Genomic DNA, 21,157 nt, shown 5'->3' with positions numbered 1-21,157 from the left:
GAACCGCCGGGCTCAGCAGGGCAGGAACCCCCACAGCCGTCCTGGCCGGAAAACCCATGGCCGGCGGCGCCCCCGGCCGACTTCACGGCGGCACCCCCGGCCGACTTCATGGCGGTGCTCCGCCCTGAACTCCCGCCCGAACGGGTCGTGGCGAGGTATCGCAGGCACGGCAGGGCGCTGTTCTGGCCGTCGCTGGCCCTCCTCGCCCTCGCGGGGGCGTGCGGCTACTTCCTCGGCCGTTTCCCCGAGGAGTGGCAGAACCTCGGAGCGCTCGGAGCCGCGATCCTGTTGGCGCTGCTCCTCTGGCTGCTACCGACCCTTCGCTGGCTGACCGGGCGCACGATCGTCACCACCCGGCGGGTGATCAGCGTGCACGGGCTCCTGGCGCGCGAACGGCAGGAGGTCTCGCTGCTCCGTGGGCACGACGTCACGGTGCGTCGGCACGGCCTGCAGGTTCTGTTCCGGTCGGGGGATGTGACGATCCACTCCGGGTCCGAACATCCGCTGGTCGCACTCGACCTGCCCGACGCCGCCCTGGTCGCCCGAGCGCTCACAGAACTCGGCGACGACGCCCACGGGCAAGGCCGAACGGTCGAGGCCGGGCTCTGACGGCGGGGCTGCGACGGCCGGGCTACGACAGCTCAGCTGTTGACGAGGGTCTTCTCCTGCTCGGCAGCAGCGGCAGCGGCGGCCGCAGCCGCGAGGTTCTGCATGCCGTCGCTGCGCTTCTCGCCGTACACCCAGTAGCGGTACAGCACGAAGCGGAAGGCGGTGCCGAGGGCCAGGCCCACGACGTTCGCCGCGATGTTGGTGGCCAGCACGCTCGTCTGGCCGAGCACATGGTGGGTGAACCAGATGCACGCTTCGGCGATGATCAGGCCGCCGATCGAGACGAGGGCGTACTCGACGAGCTCGAGTCCGACGTTCTTACGACGGTTCTCGCGGAAGGTCCAGTAGCGGTTGCCGATCCAGTTGAAGACGATGGCCACAGAGGTGCTGATGAGCTTCGCACCGATTGCGGTCGCGAAGAAGTGGCCGGTGCCGAACGCCCCGAGGAACAGCAGGTTGAAGAGCCCGACGTCGATGAGGAAGCCGGCGAAACCGACGACGCCGAACTTGACGGCGTAGGTGAGGAAGCCGCTCCAGGCGCGCTCAGCCAGTCTTTTCAACCCGTTCAAACCGTGTGCTCTCCCGCGGCGCCCTGTCAGGAATGCGAATGGCCCGCTGTTTTTCGATGATTGTCTCTGGCTAACGACTATAGGTGATGCCCTCTCCCAAACCCGGTACTCTGTGGCACCTCCCGCCACGTGCACAGCTTCAGTACAGTGGACGGGTGACTGTGCGCGTAGGAGTGATCGGTGGGGGCCAGCTGGCCAGAATGATGATCCCGGCGGCGGTGAACCTCGGCCTCGAACTCGACGTTCTCGCGGAAACAGAGGGCTCGTCGGCCCGGTTGGCGGCCACGGAGGTGGGCGACTACCGCGATGCGGCGACCGTTCTGCGGTTCGCAGAGACGGTCGACGTGGTCACGTTCGACCATGAGCACGTTCCTGAGCAGATTCTCAGACAACTCGTCGCTGCGGGCCATTCCGTGCAGCCCGGCCCGGATGCACTGCGCTTCGCGCAGGACAAACTCCAGATGCGCAGGCGACTCGGTGAACTCGGCGTGCCCATGCCCGACTGGGCAGAGGTGCAGAACGAGGAGGAACTCGCCCAGTTCATCGCCGACCACGGTGGCGAGGCCGTCATCAAGACGGCGCGCGGCGGATACGACGGCAAGGGCGTGCGCCTCGTCACTGATGCAGCCGAGGCCGCCGACTGGTTCACCGCGCTGAGCGAAGACGGTCGCGGCGGGGCGCTCCTCGCCGAGGAACGCGTCGACTTCCGCCGCGAACTCGCCCAGCTCGTCGCCCGCCGCCCGTCGGGCCAGACCGCCCTCTGGCCCGTCGTCGAGACGGTGCAGCGCCGCGGTGTCTGCAGCGAAGTGTTCGCCCCGGCACCGGCTGCGAGTGCGCGTGTGGCAGAGCTTGCCGCATCCATCGCCACCCTCATCGCCACCGAGCTCGGAGTGACCGGCGTGCTCGCCGTCGAACTGTTCGAGACAACGGATGACCGGCTGCTGGTGAACGAACTCGCGATGCGCCCCCACAACAGCGGGCACTGGTCGATCGACGGAAGCGTCACCAGCCAGTTCGAGCAGCACCTCCGCGCGGTGCTCGACCTGCCACTCGGCGACACGAGCACCCGGGCACCTGTCACCGTCATGGTGAACGTGCTCGGCGGACCGGTCACCGGCACGCTCGAAGACGCGTACCCGCACGCCCTCGCCGACCAGCCGTCGGCGAAGATCCACAACTACGGCAAGGAGCCGAGGCCCGGCCGGAAGGTCGGCCATGTCACCGTGACGGGCGACGACCTCGACACGGCCGTGTTCCAGGCCAGGGCGGCAGCGGCTCTGCTGGGTGCCGACCTCGGCGACGGGATCCACTCGTGAGCGACCCGCAGCCGACTGGCGAGGTCTACGGCTCCGGAATCAACCCGGAGTCCGCCGGCAACCCACCCGTCGTCGTGACGACCGGCAACGCCACCCCAGCCGAGATCGCGGCCGTTTCGGCCGTGGTGAGCGGGCTCCTCGCCGAGGAGGGTGAGGCACGCCGCGAGTCGGAACCCGCCGGCACGACGGCCTGGCAGCGGAGCCAGCGTGCGCTCCGCAGCCCGTTGCAACCGGGGCCCGGTCGCTGGAACGGCTGAGCCGCTCCCCGGTCGTTCACCGGCCGTCCACCCGTTGTCCCCCATGCTTGTCCCCCAAAGTGCCGACTAGGCAGGAGGACGCCGCCGCGGCACTATTACAAGTGCTTGGTGTTTCTCTTACGAGTTTCACCGCCAGCGCTCGCTGTTCAGGGTAAGTAGGCGAGTGTCTGGGGGCGAGCCGGTGTTGTATTCGGGTTACGACAGCGGTTCGGAATCTGCTGGGGGTTGGCGTTTCGCCGGCCCCCAGTATTCCTGTCCGGCGCCGGGGGGCGCATGGTTGGATGGCGGGACGTCGGAGCGTCCCTTCCCATCACCTCTCTCGCCCGTCCTTGGGGATCTCCAGCCACTCCGCCACCTCATCGCCGTCACCCTCGCTGCCGAGCACTGCGGCAACCGGATCGTCGCCCACCCGGAGCCCCACGATCGTCACTGCCGCCGTTGTGCTGTCGACACCGGTTCGCACAATGAGCCGGTCTGCCCGCGAACGGGAGATCTGGCTGGCGAGGCGGGAGTGGATGCGTTCCCTCGCCCGCGCCGAGAGATCTTCGAGCCCCCCGTCGTCGAGCAGCGTCACCTCGATGCCGCGTCGCCTCGCCGCGAGCACCTCCGTTCGCACATCCTCGTTCAGCAGGTGCCGACCCCGGATCTCGTCACGGATCGCACCCTCGAGGTGGAGGCACTCCCGGCGGTCTTCGGCACTGATGACGCCGTCGAGGTCGACGATGTGGTGGAGCATGGGGCCCGCCACGCGGTTCATGTTGTCGAGGCGGTGGCGGCCTTCCGTCAGTTGGGCCTCCTGTGTCGCGTGCCAGGCAGCAGCGTCGAGTTCGGCCCGGGCGAACAGGGTCGTGTCACGGGATGCCCGGCTCAGCGCGTGCGTGAGAGCATGGGCGACACCGACCCAGACAGCGCTCCCGATCCACCCGGTGGTCGTCAGCCGCAGGGGATCCGACCACGCGAGGATCGAGACGCCGAGCACCACGATCCCGATCCAGCCGAACAGGGCACGGCCGCGGACGGTGACGATGGTCATCAGAGTTCCCACGGCCGCGACGGACCAGGTCGCATAGCCGTTGGTGACCTGGCCGTCGAGCTGGGAGAGCACCAGCACCGTGATCAGGATGCCGGCGACCAGGCAGAGCACCGCCATCCACCTCGGCATCACAGCTGCGCCCGTCGGCCAGAGACTGAGCGCGGTGACGCCGGCGTAGAGCACCATCGCAGCCACGACAGGCCACGGTGACGCGGGCGTGCCGATCGAGTACGCGGCCAGCACCAGGTGGTACGCGGAGAAGAGGGCGGCCAGCCAGAGCACGATGATACGGGCGGGAGGGATCACGTCGACGGCTCCCACTCGATCACGATGGAGGTTCCCCCGCCCGGCACCGAGACAACGCGCACCCGTCCCCCCACGGCGTGCATCCTCTCGCGGATGGAGACGCGGAGCCCGAGGCGGGCGGCCGGCACCAGGGAGCCGTCGAAACCGCGGCCGGTGTCCGAGATCTGCACGGTCAGGCCCGACGAGACGTCGCTGTCGAGAACGACCGTGCGGATGACGTCGTCTGCGTCGTCTCCGGCATGCTGGAGGCTGTTGATCAGGGCCTGCTGGGCTGCGGTGAAGACCGCTTCGGCCACCGCACCCGGCACGCGGGCGTCATCGACGCGCATGACCTGGAAGTCGATCCGTGGGCTCAGCAGTCGCGCCGCGTCGGCAAGCCGGTCGGCGAGCTGGGCAACCGGCACGTCGACGCTCACATCGAACGCGACGGGCGCGGACTGCAGAGTCTTCAGGGCGGCCTGGCTCATCTGCACGGCCGCACGCCGCTGGTCGGGGGTCTCCGCGCGCGCCGCCTCGATGAGGGTGCTCAGCACCGTGTCGTGCACCAGTGCATCCACCTTCGCCCGTTCGAGCTCGGCCGCATGGTTGCGGGCGGCGCGGGTGTACTGCTCCATCGCGGTCCCCTGGGCGGCATCGACCCGGTCGGCCGCAGCGCGGATCGCCGTGATCGTCGCCAGCGCGAACGCGCCGATCAGAACGACGTAGAAACCGTCGAGCAGCGCCAGGGCGACGGGAGCCGATCCGCCGGCCGGCTGGGTGCGGATGAAGACGTACACCGCAGTGACATCCACCATGAAGAGGGCGGCCCAGCGCGGTGCGAAGACGATGTCGGCGAAGATCATCGCGATCGTGATCAGGTACCAGAGCCAGGGCTGGTCGGCGAGCTCGGAGCCTCCCCGCAGCAGGCCGACCGGCCATAGGGCGAGCACGATCGTGTAGACGACCGTGAAGATGCCCATGGCGATGTGGGTCGGCTTCGTCTTCGCCCCATTCACCGCTGCGGTGACGAGGATGACGAGAAGAAGGCCGAAGAGCACGACGGCGATGCTGATCGCGAAGGGCAGGCTCAGGTACTGCGACGACACGCCGACGGCGGGAAGCGTCTGCACCGCGAACAGCAGCGCGAAGACCGCTGCCGCCCGGGCCAGGATGGACTCGACCCGCGCGCGGCTGATCGCACCGCGAAGGAGAACCGGGGCCTTCGGCGCGGCGGGCGCCTGCCTAACGACCGACATTGCTCACATCGTCGATGGCGAGGATCCCGTCTTCGACCGCCCGCCTCAGGAGGTCGACCTTCGTCGGTGCCGGACGCCCGACCTCGACGTACTTCGCCCGCACCCTGTCGAGGTACTCCCGGGCGGTCGACGGGGCGATGCCGAGTTGCGCGGCAACGGCCTTGAGCGGCAGCCCCGACGCGTAGAGGTGCAGCACGTGCTGCTCCCTCGGGCCGAGCTGCGCCTTGGCGAACTCGCGATCGGCATCGATGGCGCTCGCCCACTCCAGGTTGTTCAGAACCTCGCCCCGCGCGACGCTCGCGATGGCGGCCATCACGATCCTGGTCGCGCTGGTCTTCGGGATCACGCCTGCCGCACCGGCGGCGAGCGCTTCACGGATGCTCCCCGTGCGGTCGGCGATGCTGTGCACCAGCACGGCGGCCCCGGCGGCCCGTGCGCGCAGTACATTGTCGGTGACGCTGGAGCCGTCGCCGAGGCTCAGGTCCATCACGACCACGTTCACCCGTGTTCCGGCGAGGCTGCCGAGGAGGGCATCCATCGTCGCGCCGGAGCCCACGACCTCGTAACCCTCGTCGAGGCAGGCGGCCCGGATGCCGAGCAGCACCGACTCGTGATCGTCGACGATCCCGACCAGAACGGGCGCCGTCGGATCACTCACCGTGTGCCACCCCTCGTCGCCATCGTCTGCTGCCCGTGTTTCCTGCCATCGTAGGGGAACCCGGTATCGGTGGCGCCCCCCGCCCCACCGCTCATGACGCTGGCGTCAGCACGGCGAGCGCCTCGACGTGGTGCGTGTGCGGGAACAGGTCGAACGCCCGAAGACTGCGGAGCTCGTACCCGCCCGTCGTGAGCTGCGCGAGATCCCGAGAGAAGGCGACAGGGTCGCAGGCCACGTAGACCAGCTGGGCCGGCCGTAGCTGCAGCAGGCTCTGCACGACCGCCTTGCCGGCGCCGGCCCGTGGGGGGTCGAGCACCACGGAGGCCCGGCTGAAGCCCGCCCGGTCGGCAGAGGAGGCATTCTTCAGCCGATCCGTGAGGTAACGCTCGACGCGCGCGGTGACAGCCGTCGCCTTCGGCAGGTCCCGCAGGTTGAATTCGGCGTTCGCGGTGGCACGGCGGTCGCTCTCGACCGTCTCCACCCGGGTGGAGGTTCCCGACCGGTGTGCCAGAGCGGCCGCCAACAGCCCCACCCCGCCGTAGAGGTCGAGGTTCGGGGCGTCGGCATCGAAGAGCTCCTCGAACAGCTGGGCGCGGACTCCCGCGCTGAGCGTCTGGGCAGCCCCATGGTGCACCTGCCAGAAGCCGAGCTCCTCCAGCCGGAACTCCCGGTCGCCGACCCGCTCGGTGATCGGGGTTCCCTCCCCCGCGGTGCGGCCCTCCGCCCGCACGACGACCCGCGCGCCGCGGCGCCCGTCGCTGATCACGTCGACGCGCTCGGCACCGAGCAGCCGCTCATCCAGTGGCGAGGCGTACTCCACGGCAGCGGTGGCCAGGGGCAGGGTGTCGACCGCGACGACCCGGTGGGAGCGCGCGGCATAGGGACCGACGATGCCGTCTTCATCGACGTGCAGGCTCACGCGGGTGCGCCAGCCGAGGCCGTTCGCCGCGTCGTCGCCGTCGACCGCTTCCACGTCGACGCCGCGCGCCGGGTGGTCGTCGGCGAGCTTGCCGAAGCGACCGAGCGAATCGACCAGCACCTGGCGCTTCAGCTCCCGCTGCCACGGCAGGGCGATGTGGCCGAACTCGGCTCCGCCTGCACGCCTCGCCGGGTCGCGATCGAGCGCGGCATCGGCCCAGATGTGCGGACGACGGTGCGGTGAGGCCTCGAGCACCTCGAGAGTCTCAGCCCGCCAGAACGAGGAGTGGTCGTCGCTGGAGATGCGTGCCCGCACCCTCTCGCCGGGAAGGCTGTCGGCCACGAAGACCACCCGGCCGTCGAGCCGTGCAACGGAGACCCCGCCGTGGGCCACGTTCGTGACGTCGAGTTCGACGTCGGCGCTGTACTTGTCTGTCATGAACCAAGCGTCACACAGATGACGTCGGCGGGTCGCGGGCCCCGAGCATCCTGTGCAGAACTCGACGAGGTACGCGCCTGTGGAGGAGCGGCTGCAAGTCCTGGGCACCTGTCGCTAGGCTCGATCCATGCGGCTCTACCTCGCCTCGACTTCGCCCGCCCGGCTCGCCCTCCTTCGCCAGATCGGCATCGAACCGGTCATCCTGCCCTCGCACGTCGACGAGGAGGCCGCGGTGCTCGCCGCCGAGAAGGCCTCGGGCCGACCGCTGGCCGCGGAGGAGCTCGTGCTGTTGCTCGCGCGGCTGAAGGCCGAGGCCGTAGTGGGCGGGGCCCCCGGCGGCGAACCGATCGACGGCTTCGTGCTGGGCGGGGACTCGGCCTTCGAGTTCGACGGCGTGATCTACGGCAAGCCGCACCTGCCCGACGTCGCGCGGGACCGCTGGCGCCGCCAGCGCGGGCGCTCCGGCGTGCTGCACAGTGGGCACTGGATGATCGACCACCGCCTCTCCGCCGCTCTGGTGCCGCGCACATCGGTGCCGGCGACCCGAGGCCGAGAGACGGCCACAGCATCCCCGGCGCCGCTCGCCCTCCCGCCCGTGACCGGCCGGGGCGCTGTCACCAGCGCCAGCGTCGAGTTTGCCGACGACATCACCGACGCCGAGATCGACGCCTACGTCGCCTCCGGGGAGCCACTCGAGGTCGCCGGCGCCTTCACCATCGACGGGATGGCCGCCCCGTTCATCCGGAGCATCAGCGGTGCACCGTCGACGGTGATCGGGATGTCGCTGCCGACCCTCCGCGACCTGTTCGCTCAGTTCGGCATCAGCATCACCGAGCTCTGGAACGCTCCGCCGACACCTCCGTTGTAGATGTTCGCGCCGTTCGATCCCGCATTTTTGTAGGCACGTGCCAAAAGGGTGGCCCGCCGGGCGAATAGGCTATGGGACTATGTCCCGAATTACGAAAGTCCTCATTGCCAACCGCGGCGAGATCGCGGTGCGCGTGATCCGGGCAGCAAAAGACAGTGGAATCGGCTCCGTCGCGGTCTACGCCGACCAAGACAGGGATGCCCTGCACGTGCAGCTCGCCGACGAGGCGTATGCCCTCGGTGGCACCACCAGCGCTGAGACATACCTCGTCATCGACAAGATCCTCTCGGTCGCCAAGCGGTCCGGCGCCGATGCCGTGCATCCGGGCTACGGCTTCCTCGCCGAGAACGCCTCCTTCGCCCAGGCCGTCATCGACGCCGGGCTGGTCTGGATCGGCCCCTCCCCCTCGGCCATCGAGCTGCTGGGCGACAAGGTGTCGGCCCGGCACATCGCCGAGCGCGTCGGCGCGCCGCTCGCCCCCGGCACGCTGGATCCGGTCTCCGGGGCCGACGAAGTACTCGAGTTCGTGGCCCAGCACGGCCTGCCTGTCGCCATCAAGGCTGCCTTCGGCGGGGGCGGCCGCGGCCTGAAGGTCGCGCGCACCGTCGAGGAGATTCCCGAGCTCTTCGAATCCGCGACCCGCGAGGCGATCACCGCCTTCGGCCGCGGCGAGTGCTTCGTCGAGAAGTACCTCGACCGGCCGCGCCACGTCGAGACCCAGTGCCTCGCCGACGCCCACGGCAATGTCGTCGTCGTGTCGACCCGCGACTGCTCGCTGCAGCGGCGACACCAGAAGCTCGTCGAGGAGGCCCCCGCGCCGTTCCTCAGTGAGGCGCAGGTCACCGAGTTGTATCGCGCGTCGAAGGCGATCCTCAAAGAGGTCGGCTATGTCGGCGCCGGAACGTGCGAGTTCCTCGTGGCGGTCGACGGCACCGTCTCGTTCCTCGAGGTGAACACGCGCCTGCAGGTCGAGCATCCGGTCTCCGAGGAGATCACCGGCATCGACCTCGTGCGGGAGCAGTTCCGGCTGGCCGCTGGCGGCGTGCTCGGGTACGACGATCCCGCCCCCCGCGGGCACTCCTTCGAGTTCCGCATCAACGGGGAAGACGCCGGCCGCGGATTCCTGCCGAGCCCCGGCCCGGTGCACGTCTTCAAGGCGCCGGGCGGCCCGGGCATCCGTGTCGACAGCGGCGTGCAGGCGGGCGACGTCATCTCCGGCTCGTTCGACTCGCTGCTCGCCAAGCTCATCGTGACGGGAGCCACGCGTGAAGAGGCTCTCGAACGCGCCCGGCGCGCCCTCGACGAGTTCGAGGTCGCGGGGCTCCCCACCGTTCTGCCGTTCCACCGCGCGATCGTGCGCGACCCGGCCTTCGCCCCCGCGGCCGGCACGCCCTTCGGTGTCTACACCCGGTGGATCGAGACCGAGTTCGACAACACGATCGAGCCGTGGAGCGGGTCACTGGATGCCGCCACCCCCGCCCCCGCCCTGAACACCGTCGTCGTCGAGGTCGACGGCAAGCGCATCGAGGTCGTGCTGCCCGAACGCCTGATGGCAGCGGCCTCCGGTGGATCGCGCGGCGGCAGCCAGGCCCTCGGGGCCGCCCCCCGGCGAAGCGCTGGCTCGTCGGTGAGTGGAAGTTCCACCGGCAACGCCGTGAAGGCCCCCATGCAGGCCACCATCGTCAAGGTCGCCGTCGCCGAGGGCGACAGGGTCGTCAAGGGCGACCTGATTCTCGTGCTCGAGGCGATGAAGATGGAGCAGCCCATCCAGGCGCACAAAGACGGCACCGTGACGTCGATCGATGCGGCGGTCGGTGCGACCGTCTCGTCGGGGCACCGGTTGCTCGAAATCACCGACAGCGCGGCGTAGCTCCGGAAGCTGTCCACTGCCCAGCGGGTTGCACCGAGCTCATCGGCGGGCCGCAGACCGGAGGCGGCGTCGGCGGGGCGTGAGAACATGGGGGCATGCCGTCTTCCGCCTTTCCGCTGGTCGACGCCGCAGACATCGTGCGACTCGTCGGCCGAGGTGCGTACGACCGGGGCCGGGCCTACGCACGAGCCGAATCCGTGCTCGGGCTGCGCTGGAAACCGGATGCCCGCGCGGACGCTGGACCCGGGGAACGCGGCGTAGACGCTGAACCCGGGGAACCCGGCAGAGCGCCAGAGGCGGTCGACGAAACGCCCACGGGCAGCGGCGGGGCCCTGGCCGCCGAAGTCGTGGGCACCGGTCCCCTCCCCTACCTCTGCCGCACGCGGCTCACCCGCATGGCGAACGGATACTGGCTGCCGCTCAGCTCCACCTGCTCCTGCCCGGTGCAGACCAACTGCAAACACGTCGCCGCGACCCTGCTGAGCAGCAATCAGGCGTACCTCCGCGACCTCGGCCACGCCGAGAACGGCGCGCTGGCGGCACCCCGGGCCCACCTGCCGGCCGATGTCGGCGAGGGCGGAGCCCGTCGACTCCGCGCACTCGACGGGGAGGAAGGCGGATCGGCGGCGGCTCCGGCGGCGGCCTCGGCTCCGACCCCCGATTCCTCGCCCGAGCCCACCGCCGGGCTGCTCGACGTGGAGAGTCACGCCGACGCCGCGATGGCATGGGACCGTGGGACCGAGTGGTATCCGAGCCTGGCTCCCGCGGTCATCCGCAAGCCCGAGATCGACGAGGGGGATTGGCGCGCGATCGTCGGCGGTGCCGCGGGCGCGGCCAGCGCGCCGGGTGGCGGTGCCGCCGCGACATCCGGAACCCGATCGGCGGGCCGCGCACGCGGTGGCACACCGAAACCGCCCACCCGCATGGGGCTGCAGTTCGAGGTGCGCGAATTCGTTCCGCGCACGCGGGAACAGTGGCGGGGGCCAGCGTCGCGACCCGCTCAGGCGTCGAAGGCGAACGACGACACGATCGGGCAACCACCTCGGAGGCTGGGGGTTCGGCCTGTCATCCGTTCCGATTCCGGCGGGTATATCAAGGCGAACGTCACGTGGTCCTCGTTCACGCACCAGGTGAACCGGCTCAACCTCGAGCCGGAGCACCTGCGCTGGTTCGCCCAGTTCGCTGCGGTGCACCGGGCCACCCGAGAGCTCTACACCGGGCACGAGACCGACTGGCTGTACCTCGACGAATTCACGAGCCCGCTGCTCTGGCACCTGCTCGACGAGGCCGCGAGGCTCGGGATCCCGCTCCTCGGCACGAAGAAGAGCGCGGTCATCAGCCGGGGATTTGAAGGCTCTGTGCGACTCGACGCGACCCGCGGAACAGCCGGCGCGCTGCAGCTCGCCGCCGTCGCCGTGATCGACGGCACCGCATCGCCGCGCCAGTCGGTCGGGGCGATCGGCTCCCACGGTGTGTACAGCTACGAGCTCCTGCCCGCGCTCCGCGTGAGCATCGCGCCCGTGCCGAACGGGCTCAGTGAGCAGGCTCTGGAACTGCTCGAGAGAAACACCGACATCGTGGTGCCGCCCGACGAGGTCGACGAGTTCGTCGAGGACTTCCTCCCACGGCTGCGACGCTCGATCGACGTCGACAGTCCCGACGATTCCGTCGAGCTGCCCGAGGTGGTGCCCCCGGTGCTCGTGCTCGCAGCACGGTTCCGCGCGAAGAGCGTACTCTCGCTCGACTGGAGCTGGGAGTACGCGGTGGGTTCACGGATGGTGCGGGCGGAGCTCTATCCGGATGCCGACGGCGAGAGCCGATCCGACGACGCCAGCGCTGTGCTCCGCGATCCCACGACCGAGCGCGAGACGCTCGCCCGCGTGGCAGAGGTGCTCGCCGCCGAGCCCGACGGCGCATCCATCGAGGCGCTCGACGCCTTCGGTGACCTGGATGTCGCCACGCTCGAACCGCTGAATCCCAGCCTGGCGCTGCAGGGGTACGACGCGGCGATCTTCACCGACAAGACCCTGCCGAGGCTGGAGGGCCAGCTCGGGCTTCGCGTGGACGTCGTTGGAAAGCGCCCCGACTACCGCGAGCTCACAGGCGAGCCCGAGCTCACGTTCACCACCGTGGAGAGCGACAAGCGCGACTGGTTCGACCTCGGGGTCGTAGTGAACGTCGGCGGCTACCAGGTGCCGTTCGGACCCCTCTTCAAGGCGCTGGCAAAGAACCAGAAGAAGCTCCTGATGATCGACAAGACCTACCTGACGCTCGATCATCCGGTGTTCGACCGGCTGCGCGAACTGCTCGACGAGGCGGACACCCTCGACGAGTGGGAGACCGGCGTGCGCATCAGCCGCTACCAGTCGAGCCTGTGGTCGGAATTCGAAGAACTCGCTGAAGACACCGTGCAGGCCGCCGCCTGGCGGGAGGCGGTCACCGGGCTGAACGAGCTGACGGACATTCCCAAGCCGAAGGTGCCGCCGGGCGTCGAGGCGACGCTTCGCCCCTACCAGGTCGAGGGTTTCCAGTGGCTCGCCTTTCTCGAGCAGCAGCGGCTCGGCGGCGTGCTCGCCGACGACATGGGCCTCGGCAAGACGCTCCAGACGCTCGCGATGCTGGCGCACGCGCGGAATGCGGCTCCGGATGCTCCGCCCTTCCTCGTCGTCGCGCCGACGTCGGTCGTGTCCAACTGGCTGGCCGAGGCCGCGCGCTTCACCCCCGGGCTGCTCGTTCGGGGCATCACGTCGACCCAGGCGAAAAGCCGGCAGAGCGTCTCGGATGCCGCGGCGGGAGCCCACGTCGTCGTGACGAGCTACACGCTCTTCCGGCTCGACGCGTCCGCGTACCGCGCTGTCGAATGGTCGGGCCTTATTCTCGATGAGGCCCAATTCGTCAAGAACCACACGTCGAAGCTGCACGAATGCGCCAAGGAACTCGATGCTCCCTTCAAACTGGCCATCACGGGAACGCCTCTCGAGAACAACCTGATGGAGCTCTGGTCGCTCTTCGACATCGTTGCGCCCGGGCTCTTCCCGGCGGCGAGCCGATTCACGGAGGAGTATGTGCGCCCGATCGAACGGATGCTCGACGACTCCCTGATGCCGAAGCTCCGGCGGCGCATCCGGCCGCTCATGATGCGGCGCACCAAGCAGCTCGTCGCTCCCGAGCTGCCTGCCAAACAGGAGCAGGTGCTGCAGATCGCTCTCTCCCCCGCACACCGCCGGCTCTACGACACCTTCTTCCAGAAGGAGCGGCAGAAACTCCTCGGCCTGGTGGACGATCTCGACAAGAACCGGTTCATCGTGTTCCGCTCGCTCACCCTGCTCCGGATGCTGAGCCTCGACGCATCGCTCATCGACGAGAAGTACCGGTCGATCCCGTCGAGCAAGCTCGACGCCCTGCTCGAGCAGCTCGACGATGTCGTGGCCGAAGGTCATCGTGCCCTGATCTTCAGCCAGTTCACCTCGTTCCTCGGGCTGGCCGCCGAGAGGCTGACGGCCGCGGGCATCGGCTTCGAGTATCTCGACGGCTCCTCCCGCAACCGCGCAAAGATCATCGATTCGTTCAAATCGGGTACTTCCCCCGTGTTCCTGATCAGCTTGAAGGCGGGCGGATTCGGACTGAACCTCACCGAAGCCGACTACGTCTTCCTGCTCGACCCCTGGTGGAATCCCGCCACGGAGTCGCAGGCGATCGACCGCACCCATCGCATCGGCCAGACGAAGAGCGTCAACGTCTACCGACTTGTCGCCCAGGACACCATCGAGGAGAAGGTCATGGCACTGAAGGAGCAGAAGTCGAAGCTCTTCGATGCCGTCATGGACGACGACGCCGTCTTCAGCAGCGCCCTGACCGCGGACGACATCCGCGGCCTGCTCGCGTAGCGCCCTCCGCCCCGCGCTGCCCGCCCGCCGCGCGCTCACTAGAGGCCACAGGCCTCGTGCCAGTACCAGCAGCCCGTACTGCCGGGCGCTGGTGCGACAGTGATCGTGACCGTCTGCGCTGTCGCACCCGCAACGTTCGCCGCAACGAGATCGAAGGTGAAGGTCCCGGCCGTGGTCGGCGTGCCGGCGAGGGTGCCGGTGCCTTTGTCGACCCCGATTCCGGGAGGGAGGAAGCCGGTGACGGAGAAGGTCATCGGGTCGAGTCCGGTGACGGTGACACCGGAGCTGTACGAGTCTCCCACCCGAGCCGACGCTACGGGTGACATCGCGAAGGTCGGGCCCAATCCGAACCGGGTGACTGTGCTCGAGAGACCATTGGCCGTGTAGAGCTGACCGTATCCGCTGATGGCCGCTGCTTCCGGCGTCTCAGCGCTCGTGAGCTGCGCCACGACGGGGGTGAAACGACCCGTCGACTCGAACAGCGAGACCGAGGCTGTACCGAGGTTGGTCACGAACACATTCCCCAGGCGGTCGGAGCTGACGTTGTAGGGATACGAATCCGGCGGCATCAGTGTCGTCGTAGCGGGAGCCGAGCCCGGCGGGAGTGCGAGGTCGATAGTGCTCACCGTGTTGTCTCCCGAATTCGCGGTGTAGAGCTGCCCCCGATTGTTGCTGGTCACCGAGATCGGCATCGCCCCGGTGTCGAGCACGGCGAAGCGACGGTCCACGACCCCAGCACCGGCCCCGCCGAAGGCGACCCGGGATATTGTGCTGTCGCCTGCGTTCGCCGTATAGACCGAACCGGCCCAATCCGTGGTGATGTCGACCGGACCCGATCCGAGGGCCAGTGCAAAACGCCCGAGAACGTCGCCGGTGGGCGCGATCTTCACGACCGCTGCGGGTGAGTAGGTTGCGACGAAGATGTTGCCCGCGAGGTCCACGGTCACTGACTCGGGCAATTGGCCGTCGAGTTCAGTTCCGAGATGCGTCGAGAAGCCGGAATCGATGGTGCCCGTCGCGCTGTCGACCCGCCACACCGTGCTCGCGCTGTAACTCGACACGTAGAGCGCGCCATGACCGTCTGTCGCAAACGAGTTCGGCTGCGAGAGCGGCGGGAACTCGGCGTGGAACGAGCCGTCGAACGTGCCATCGGGGTGGATCTTGCTGATCGACCCGTTCCCAGTGTTCAGCGTGTAGATGTCGCCGAAGCCGTCGACAAGGATATGCGAGGGCTCCGACCCCGCTGCAAGCGAGGCGAAGGGATCGGTGATATCGGGTATCGCGTGGGCGGCCGTCACACCCGCGCAGAGCAGGGCGGCGATGACGGGCAGGACGGCGAGTGACTTCAGTTTCATAAGCACTGAGGTTAGCTCAGTAACGATGAAGCCGCACCCCTGTGGATGACCCCGGGCATCCACAGGCCCTGTGAGCGAGAAGACGAGTGAAGCCCTACAGGACGATGTGCATCGCCCGGGCAGCATCCGTGATCGACCCGGTCAGCGACGGGTAGACCGTGAACGCCCGGGAGACCTGGTCTACTGTGAGCCGGTGTTCGACCGCGAGGGCGATCGAGAAGATCAGCTCTGAGGCTTTCGGCGCCACGATCACACCGCCGATCACCGTGCCGGATCCTGTGCGCGCGAACAGCTTCACGAAACCGTCCTTGATGCCCATCATCTTCGCCCGCGGGTTCTCCGACAGCGGGAGCTTGTAGATGTCTCCCTGGGCGATGCCCTCCTCGATCTGCCGCTGCGTCCAGCCGACGGTCGCGATCTCGGGCTGCGTGAAGATGTTCGACGCGACGTTCCTGATCTCGGTGGGATTCACCGCATCGCCCATCGCGTGGAACATCGCCGTGCGCCCCTGCATCGAGGCGACCGAGGCCAGCGGCAGGAACGTCGTGCAGTCCCCGGCCGCGTAGATGCTCGGCACGCTCGTGCGGGCGACGCGGTTGACGCGGATGTGGCCGCTCTCGGTGAGCTGCACCCCCGCCTCCTCGAGCCCGATACCGGCTGTGTTCGGCACCGCGCCGACGGCCATCAGGCAGTGCGACCCCTCGACCGTCCGCCCGTCGGAGAGTGTCGCGACAACGCCGTTCTCGGTGCGCGCGACGGAATCGGCGCGTGATTTCGAGAGCACGGTCATCCCGTTGCGACGGAAGACGTTCTCGATGACCGCGGCGGCATCCGCATCCTCGCCCGGCAGCACCTGGTCGCGGCTCGAGATCAGGGTCACCTTCGAGCCGAGTGCGGTGTACGCGGAGGCGAACTCGGCACCCGTCACACCCGATCCGACGACGATGAGGTGCTCGGGGATCGACTGCAGGTTGTAGAGCTGGGTCCAGGTGAAGATCCGCTCGCCGTCGGGCATGGCGCTGGCGAGCAGGCGCGGGCTGGCCCCCACCGAGATCACGGTCGTGTCGCCCTCGATGCGATCGAAGTCGACACCGTCGGGGCCACCGGTCGAGACGATGACGGCATCGGGTCCGTCGAGACGCCCCTCGCCCTGGACGATCTTCACACCCGAGCGGATGAGCGTGGACTTCATGTCCTCCGACTGCTGCCGCGCCAGCCCCAGCAGGCGCTTGTTGACCGCGGCGATGTTCACGGCGACGTCGGGGCGGATCGGCCGGCCTGTGTCGGTACGGGCGAAGAACTGCACGCCGAGGTCTGCCGCGTCGCCGATCGCATTGGCCGCCTCCGCCGTCGCGATCAGGGTCTTCGAGGGCACCACGTCGGTGAGTACCGCGGATCCGCCCACCCCGACCCGCTCGATCAGGGTGACTTCTCCACCGAGCTGGGCTCCGGCGATGGCCGCTTCGTACCCGCCCGGCCCACCGCCCAGAACGGTGATTCTCTGCTTGCGCTCGAATTCATAGGCCATGCGTCCATTGTTCCCCAGCCGCCCATCTGCCGACAAACTCCACAGGTTCCGGTTTGCTCCCAGAAGATGACGATTGTGTTAACTACAGTAAAGGCATGTCATCTGCAGCAACCCTGAACCCCCTCGACCAGCCCGACTCGAGCCCCTTCGACATCGCCCGCGAGGCGGCCGGCCAGATCGCCGAGAAGAGCGGCATCGAGAAGCACGACATCGCGCTCACGCTCGGCAGCGGCTGGGCGAAGGCGGCCGATCTCATCGGTGAGACCGTCGCGACGATCCCGGCCACCGAGATCGTCGGCTTCAGCGCGCCCGCCGTGGTCGGCCACGTCGGCTCGCTCCGCTCGGTACGTCTGCCGGGCGGCAAGCACGCCCTCGTGATCGGTGCGCGCACCCACTACTACGAGAGCCACGGCGTGCGCCGGGTGGTGCACAGCGTGCGAACGGCGGCGGCGACGGGCGCGAAGGTGATGATCCTCACCAATGGCGCCGGCGGCGTCCGCGAAACGTGGAAGCCGGGCAGCCCGGTGCTGATCAGCGACCACATCAACCTCACGGCCGACTCGCCGCTCGAGGGCGCTACCTTCATCGACCTCACCGATCTCTACTCCAAGCGCCTCCGCGACATCGCCCGGTCGGTGGATGCCGAACTCGACGAAGGCGTCTACGTGCAGTTCCGCGGGCCCCACTACGAGACCCCGGCCGAGGTGCAGATGGCCAAGGCGATCGGCGGCCACATCGTGGGCATGTCGACTGCCCTCGAGGCGATCGCGGCCCGCGAGGCGGGCATGGAGGTGCTCGGCATGTCGCTGATCACGAACCTCGCGGCGGGCATCCAGAAGACGCCGCTCTCGCACAGAGAGGTGCTCGAGGCCGGCCAGCAGGCCGAGCCGGTCATCACTGCCCTCCTCGCCCGCATCGTGGCGGCCCTGTGAGCGCGCGCGGCGAGCTCGCCACCGCCGCCCACGCCTGGATCGCGCAGGATCCCGACGAGGAGACCCGTGCCGAACTGACCGCGCTCGTCACGGCAGCCGAGGGCGGCGACGAGACGGCGGTCGCCGAGCTCGCCGACCGTTTCGACGGCAGGCTGGCCTTCGGCACGGCCGGGCTCCGCGGCGCCATCGCGGCGGGACCCAACCGCATGAACCGTGTTCTCGTGGCCCAGGCAGCGCGTGGTCTCGCCGACTTCCTGCTCGAACGCGCCGCCCCGGGCGAGGTGCCCTCGGTGGTCGTGGGCTACGACGGGCGAAAGAACTCCCAGGTCTTCGCCACCGATTCCGCCGAGCTGCTCGCGGGGGCGGGTGTGCGGGCGATCCTGTTGCCGCGCCTGCTGCCGACTCCGCTCGTCGCCTTCGCGGTGCGGCACCTGGGCACGTCGGCCGGCGTCATGGTCACGGCCTCACACAATCCGCCGAACGACAACGGCTACAAGGTGTATCTCGGCGACGCCGACGAGGGGTCGCAGATCATCGCCCCGGTCGACTCCGAGATCGAGGCCCACATCCTTCGCGTGGCGGCGGCCGGGCCGATCTCGGAGCTGCCCCGTTCGAGTGAGTACGAACTCGCGCCGGAATCGGTCTTCGAGGCCTACGTCACGCAGACAGCCGCGGTGAGCTGGCTTCCGGCTGCGGAGATCGGGGCCCAACCGCGCGTCGTCTACACGGCCCTCCACGGCGTGGGCTGGGAGACGTTCTCGCGCGTGCTCGGTGCGGCAGGGTACATCGAACCCGACGTGGTGACGGCGCAGATCCGGCCGGATGCCCGGTTCCCCACGGTCGCGTTCCCGAACCCCGAGGAGCCCGGCGCCCTCGATCTGGCCTATGCAGCGGCTTGTTCCGGCGGAGCGCAGCTCATCATCGCGAACGACCCCGACGCCGACCGCCTGGCGATAGCCGTGCCCGACAAGGGGGCCGACTCGGGTTTCCGCCGGTTGACCGGCAACGAGGTGGGAGCGCTGCTCGGCTGGCGGGCCGCCGAGGCCCACGCCGCGGAGCGCAGCGGGCAGGCGTCGGCACCCAACGGCATGGCGCGCCCCACGCTGGCCTGCTCCGTCGTCTCCTCCCCCGCTCTCGCCGCGGTCGCCCGGGCGTATGGGCTGGGGTTCCAAGAGACGCTGACCGGCTTCAAGTGGGTCTCCCGCGTGCCGGGGCTCATCTTCGGCTACGAGGAGGCCCTCGGCTACCTCGTCAACCCGCAGACCGTGCGCGACAAAGACGGAATCTCTGCGGCAGTCGCACTATTGGCGCTCGCGAGCGACCTCGCCGTCGACGGTTTCACGCTCGACGACCAGCTCGACCGTTTCAGCGAGAAGTTCGGTCACTTCGGCTCGGCACAGATCTCGTTGCGGGTCAGCGACCTCACGTTCATCCAGACCGTGATGAGTCGGCTGCGCGCGGCACCGCCGACGACGATCGGCGGCATCGACGTGGCCGCCATCGACGATCTCGCGGCGGGTTCAGGGGACCTTCCGCCGAGCGACATCCTGCGCATCCGGATGGACGACGGATCGCGCATCATGGTTCGCCCCAGCGGAACCGAGCCGAAGCTCAAGGTCTACATCGACGTCTCGAGCACCTCGGGCAGGCTGGAGAAGCGCAAGAAGTCTGTGGCGCTCCGACTCGGGGCCCTCGAGGCGGGCATGCGCGAGCTGGTCTCGTGACAGACGAGATTCCCGGCCCCAGCAGCGGATTCGTACAATCGCTCGCGCGGGGCCTGAGTGTCATCCGTGTGTTCTCCCGCGACACCCCGCGCATGACGCTGAGCGACATCTCCCGCGCCACCGGGCTCACCCGGGCGACCACCCGGCGCTTCCTGATGACCCTGATCGAGCTCGGCTACGTGCGAAGCGACGGCCGGGACTTCGCGCTCACGGCGAAGGTGCTCGAGCTGGGGTTCAGCTATCTCTCGGGCATCACTCTGCCCGAGGTGGCGCAGCCGCACCTCGAAGAACTCTCCCACGCGATCGGCGAGGCCACCTCGGCGGCCGTGCTCGACGGTGCCGACATCGTCTACGTGGTGCGGGTTCCGACGCACCGCATCATGTCGGTCGGCATCAACCTCGGCACCCGGCTGCCCGCCTACGCGACATCCATGGGACGTGTGCTGCTCGCCGGCCTCGCACCGGATGCCCTGGACGACTACCTGCACCACGTGAAGCTGCAGGCACTCACCGAACGCACCGTCGTCTCCGAGAGCGCCCTCATCGAAGAGCTCGACCGGGTGCGGAGCGCCGGCTGGACGGTGGTCGACCAGGAGCTCGAACCGGGCCTCCGCTCGATCGCGGCGCCCCTCCGCGATGAGAGCGGCGCGGTCGTCGCGGCGATCAACATCTCGACGGCGGCGTCGACCGGCACGAGCGACACCGTACGCGAGAAGTACCTGCCGGCGCTCCAGGCCGCCGCGAGCGCGATCACGGCCGACCTCGTGCTCGCCGAGCGGGCGGAGCGATTCGGCCGCTGACGGTCGCCGGGCGGCTGACGGTCGCCGGGCGGTTGATGGTCGCTGGGCGGGGAACCCGGGGCGGCGTCAGCCGAGCGCGGCCTCGAGCTTCGCCGACAGTTCGTCGAGATCGAAGTAGTTCTGCACCACGATCACGTCGGCGTTCGTCTTGCCGAGCCGGTCGACGAACTCCGGCGACGTGAGGATCACCTGCGCGTCGGCCGCAGCGACGGCCACGCTGGCCAAGTCGGCGGCGGTCACCTCGGCTTCGATGTCGAGGCGTGCCAGGGCCCGCTCGGCGTTCACCTTGAGGATTCCCGACGTACCCACGCCGGCCCCGCAGATCGCCACGATCTTCATGTCATTCTCCGTCGGTCTTCGGCTGGGCGGTGGGCGGCTGTGAGTCGGCCACCGGGTCACCGGTCACAATACTCCCGGAGCCTCGAAGACCGCCCGCACGTCTGCCGCACTCCGAGCCGCGCCGAGCCGGCCGAGAGCGGCCGGGTCGTTGAACACGTTCGCCAGTTCCGCGATGCCCGCCACATGCTCATCGGCTGTGATCACGGCCAACCCGAGCACAACCGACACCGGGTCGTTGTACGGATGCCCGAACACCACGGGCTCCGCGAGCGTCACCACCGACATCCCCGGCGCCAGCACGTCGGGCCCGGGCCGTGCATGAGCGAGCGCGAGCCCCGGCGCGATGACGATGTAGGCACCGAACTCCTCGACCATGCCGACCATCCGCGCCCCATATGACTGCTGCACGAAGCCGGCAGCCTGCAACGCCTCCCCCGCGAGCAGAACAGCGCCTCTCCAGTCGGCCGCTGTTCGGCCGAGGAGGATTGCCGCATCGGGAAGGGCGAGCATCCGG

The 21,157-nt window shown here is 69.0% G+C and carries 18 protein-coding genes; 9 read left to right on the top strand and 9 right to left on the bottom strand.

Translation table 11 applies throughout. The features are described from left to right. The first annotated feature begins 108 nt into the window (after positions 1-108). Complete coding sequence (locus B7R21_RS04190; RefSeq protein ID WP_116281995.1) at positions 109-609, top strand: PH domain-containing protein; 501 nt, start codon at positions 109-111, stop codon at positions 607-609. A gap of 32 nt (positions 610-641) precedes the next feature. On the opposite strand, the gene B7R21_RS04185 is transcribed toward B7R21_RS04190, so the two are convergent. Continuing rightward, complete coding sequence (locus B7R21_RS04185) at positions 642-1,169, bottom strand: GtrA family protein (protein WP_172592046.1); 528 nt, start codon at positions 1,167-1,169, stop codon at positions 642-644. Between the two features lie 164 nt (positions 1,170-1,333). Between B7R21_RS04185 and B7R21_RS04180 the strand changes: the two genes are divergently transcribed. Continuing rightward, positions 1,334-2,494, top strand: a complete 1,161-nt coding sequence (locus B7R21_RS04180) for a 5-(carboxyamino)imidazole ribonucleotide synthase (protein ID WP_253259626.1) — start codon at positions 1,334-1,336, stop codon at positions 2,492-2,494. Then, entirely contained in the window at positions 2,491-2,751 is a 261-nt protein-coding gene (locus B7R21_RS04175) for an acyl-CoA carboxylase subunit epsilon (protein WP_253259625.1), read from the top strand. Before B7R21_RS04180 ends, B7R21_RS04175 begins: the two co-directional genes overlap by 4 nt. A 310-nt stretch (positions 2,752-3,061) precedes the next feature. Here the strand turns inward: B7R21_RS04175 and B7R21_RS04170 are convergent, their stop codons facing one another. The 4 genes from B7R21_RS04170 to B7R21_RS04155 all read right to left on the bottom strand — a co-directional run bounded on the left by B7R21_RS04170 (position 3,062) and on the right by B7R21_RS04155 (position 7,340). Then, positions 3,062-4,105 (bottom strand): hypothetical protein, encoded by a 1,044-nt coding sequence (locus B7R21_RS04170; RefSeq protein WP_253259624.1) that lies wholly within the window; start codon positions 4,103-4,105, stop codon positions 3,062-3,064. Continuing rightward, positions 4,087-5,325, bottom strand: a complete 1,239-nt coding sequence (locus tag B7R21_RS04165; protein ID WP_116281993.1) for a sensor histidine kinase — start codon at positions 5,323-5,325, stop codon at positions 4,087-4,089. The genes B7R21_RS04170 and B7R21_RS04165 overlap by 19 nt, the downstream gene beginning before the upstream one ends. Then, positions 5,312-5,983, bottom strand: a complete 672-nt coding sequence (locus B7R21_RS04160; RefSeq protein WP_116281992.1) for a response regulator — start codon at positions 5,981-5,983, stop codon at positions 5,312-5,314. The genes B7R21_RS04165 and B7R21_RS04160 overlap by 14 nt, the downstream gene beginning before the upstream one ends. Before the next feature lie 91 nt (positions 5,984-6,074). Beyond that, positions 6,075-7,340 (bottom strand): class I SAM-dependent RNA methyltransferase, encoded by a 1,266-nt coding sequence (locus tag B7R21_RS04155; RefSeq protein WP_116281991.1) that lies wholly within the window; start codon positions 7,338-7,340, stop codon positions 6,075-6,077. A gap of 127 nt (positions 7,341-7,467) precedes the next feature. On the opposite strand from B7R21_RS04155, the gene B7R21_RS04150 reads away from it, so the two are divergent. The 3 genes from B7R21_RS04150 (at position 7,468) to B7R21_RS04140 (ending at position 13,965) form a co-directional block, all read left to right on the top strand. Continuing rightward, entirely contained in the window at positions 7,468-8,208 is a 741-nt protein-coding gene (locus B7R21_RS04150; RefSeq protein ID WP_116281990.1) for a Maf family protein, read from the top strand. Between the two features lie 79 nt (positions 8,209-8,287). Next, complete coding sequence (locus B7R21_RS04145) at positions 8,288-10,078, top strand: acetyl/propionyl/methylcrotonyl-CoA carboxylase subunit alpha (RefSeq protein WP_116281989.1); 1,791 nt, start codon at positions 8,288-8,290, stop codon at positions 10,076-10,078. 95 nt (positions 10,079-10,173) lie between these two features. Next, positions 10,174-13,965, top strand: coding sequence for a DEAD/DEAH box helicase (locus B7R21_RS04140; RefSeq protein ID WP_116281988.1), 3,792 nt, complete (start codon positions 10,174-10,176; stop codon positions 13,963-13,965). Positions 13,966-14,003: 38 nt separating this feature from the next. Here the strand turns inward: B7R21_RS04140 and B7R21_RS04135 are convergent, their stop codons facing one another. Next, complete coding sequence (locus B7R21_RS04135) at positions 14,004-15,320, bottom strand: hypothetical protein (protein ID WP_116281987.1); 1,317 nt, start codon at positions 15,318-15,320, stop codon at positions 14,004-14,006. 94 nt (positions 15,321-15,414) lie between these two features. Further along, on the bottom strand, positions 15,415-16,848 hold the full coding sequence (locus tag B7R21_RS04130; protein WP_116281986.1) for an NAD(P)H-quinone dehydrogenase: 1,434 nt from the start codon (positions 16,846-16,848) through the stop codon (positions 15,415-15,417). Positions 16,849-16,943: 95 nt separating this feature from the next. Between B7R21_RS04130 and B7R21_RS04125 the strand changes: the two genes are divergently transcribed. The 3 genes from B7R21_RS04125 to B7R21_RS04115 are packed head-to-tail and all read left to right on the top strand — an operon-like array spanning position 16,944 to position 20,304. Continuing rightward, entirely contained in the window at positions 16,944-17,780 is an 837-nt protein-coding gene (locus tag B7R21_RS04125; protein WP_116281985.1) for a purine-nucleoside phosphorylase, read from the top strand. After that, complete coding sequence (locus B7R21_RS04120; RefSeq protein ID WP_116281984.1) at positions 17,777-19,504, top strand: phospho-sugar mutase; 1,728 nt, start codon at positions 17,777-17,779, stop codon at positions 19,502-19,504. The genes B7R21_RS04125 and B7R21_RS04120 overlap by 4 nt, the downstream gene beginning before the upstream one ends. Then, complete coding sequence (locus tag B7R21_RS04115; RefSeq protein WP_116281983.1) at positions 19,501-20,304, top strand: IclR family transcriptional regulator domain-containing protein; 804 nt, start codon at positions 19,501-19,503, stop codon at positions 20,302-20,304. The genes B7R21_RS04120 and B7R21_RS04115 overlap by 4 nt, the downstream gene beginning before the upstream one ends. Positions 20,305-20,370: 66 nt before the next feature. On the opposite strand, the gene B7R21_RS04110 is transcribed toward B7R21_RS04115, so the two are convergent. After that, positions 20,371-20,643 carry a PTS sugar transporter subunit IIB gene (locus B7R21_RS04110; protein WP_116281982.1) on the bottom strand — a complete coding sequence of 91 codons (273 nt, stop codon included), beginning with the start codon at positions 20,641-20,643 and terminating at the stop codon, positions 20,371-20,373. Between the two features lie 63 nt (positions 20,644-20,706). Then, a complete protein-coding gene (locus B7R21_RS04105; protein WP_116281981.1) occupies positions 20,707-21,153 on the bottom strand; it encodes a PTS sugar transporter subunit IIA in 447 nt (148 codons plus the stop codon). Positions 21,154-21,157: the final 4 nt, after the last annotated feature.

Origin of the sequence: Subtercola boreus (genome assembly GCF_003399625.1) — a bacterium.
Lineage (GTDB): Bacteria > Actinomycetota > Actinomycetes > Actinomycetales > Microbacteriaceae > Subtercola > Subtercola boreus_C.
This window is presented reverse-complemented; position numbering and strand designations above follow the sequence as displayed.

Bases quoted from the DNA above. Each gene is read 5' to 3' on its own strand.
- B7R21_RS04190 (WP_116281995.1), top strand. From the start codon at position 109: ATGGCGGTGCTCCGCCCTGAACTCCCGCCCGAACGGGTCGTGGCGAGG.
- B7R21_RS04110 (WP_116281982.1), bottom strand. From the start codon at position 20,643: ATGAAGATCGTGGCGATCTGCGGGGCCGGCGTGGGTACGTCGGGAATC.
- B7R21_RS04105 (WP_116281981.1), bottom strand. From the start codon at position 21,153: ATGCTCGCCCTTCCCGATGCGGCAATCCTCCTCGGCCGAACAGCGGCC.
- B7R21_RS04125 (WP_116281985.1), top strand. From the start codon at position 16,944: ATGTCATCTGCAGCAACCCTGAACCCCCTCGACCAGCCCGACTCGAGC.
- B7R21_RS04150 (WP_116281990.1), top strand. From the start codon at position 7,468: ATGCGGCTCTACCTCGCCTCGACTTCGCCCGCCCGGCTCGCCCTCCTT.
- B7R21_RS04135 (WP_116281987.1), bottom strand. From the start codon at position 15,320: ATGAAACTGAAGTCACTCGCCGTCCTGCCCGTCATCGCCGCCCTGCTC.
- B7R21_RS04145 (WP_116281989.1), top strand. From the start codon at position 8,288: ATGTCCCGAATTACGAAAGTCCTCATTGCCAACCGCGGCGAGATCGCG.
- B7R21_RS04155 (WP_116281991.1), bottom strand. From the start codon at position 7,340: ATGACAGACAAGTACAGCGCCGACGTCGAACTCGACGTCACGAACGTG.
- B7R21_RS04130 (WP_116281986.1), bottom strand. From the start codon at position 16,848: ATGGCCTATGAATTCGAGCGCAAGCAGAGAATCACCGTTCTGGGCGGT.
- B7R21_RS04165 (WP_116281993.1), bottom strand. From the start codon at position 5,325: ATGTCGGTCGTTAGGCAGGCGCCCGCCGCGCCGAAGGCCCCGGTTCTC.
- B7R21_RS04140 (WP_116281988.1), top strand. From the start codon at position 10,174: ATGCCGTCTTCCGCCTTTCCGCTGGTCGACGCCGCAGACATCGTGCGA.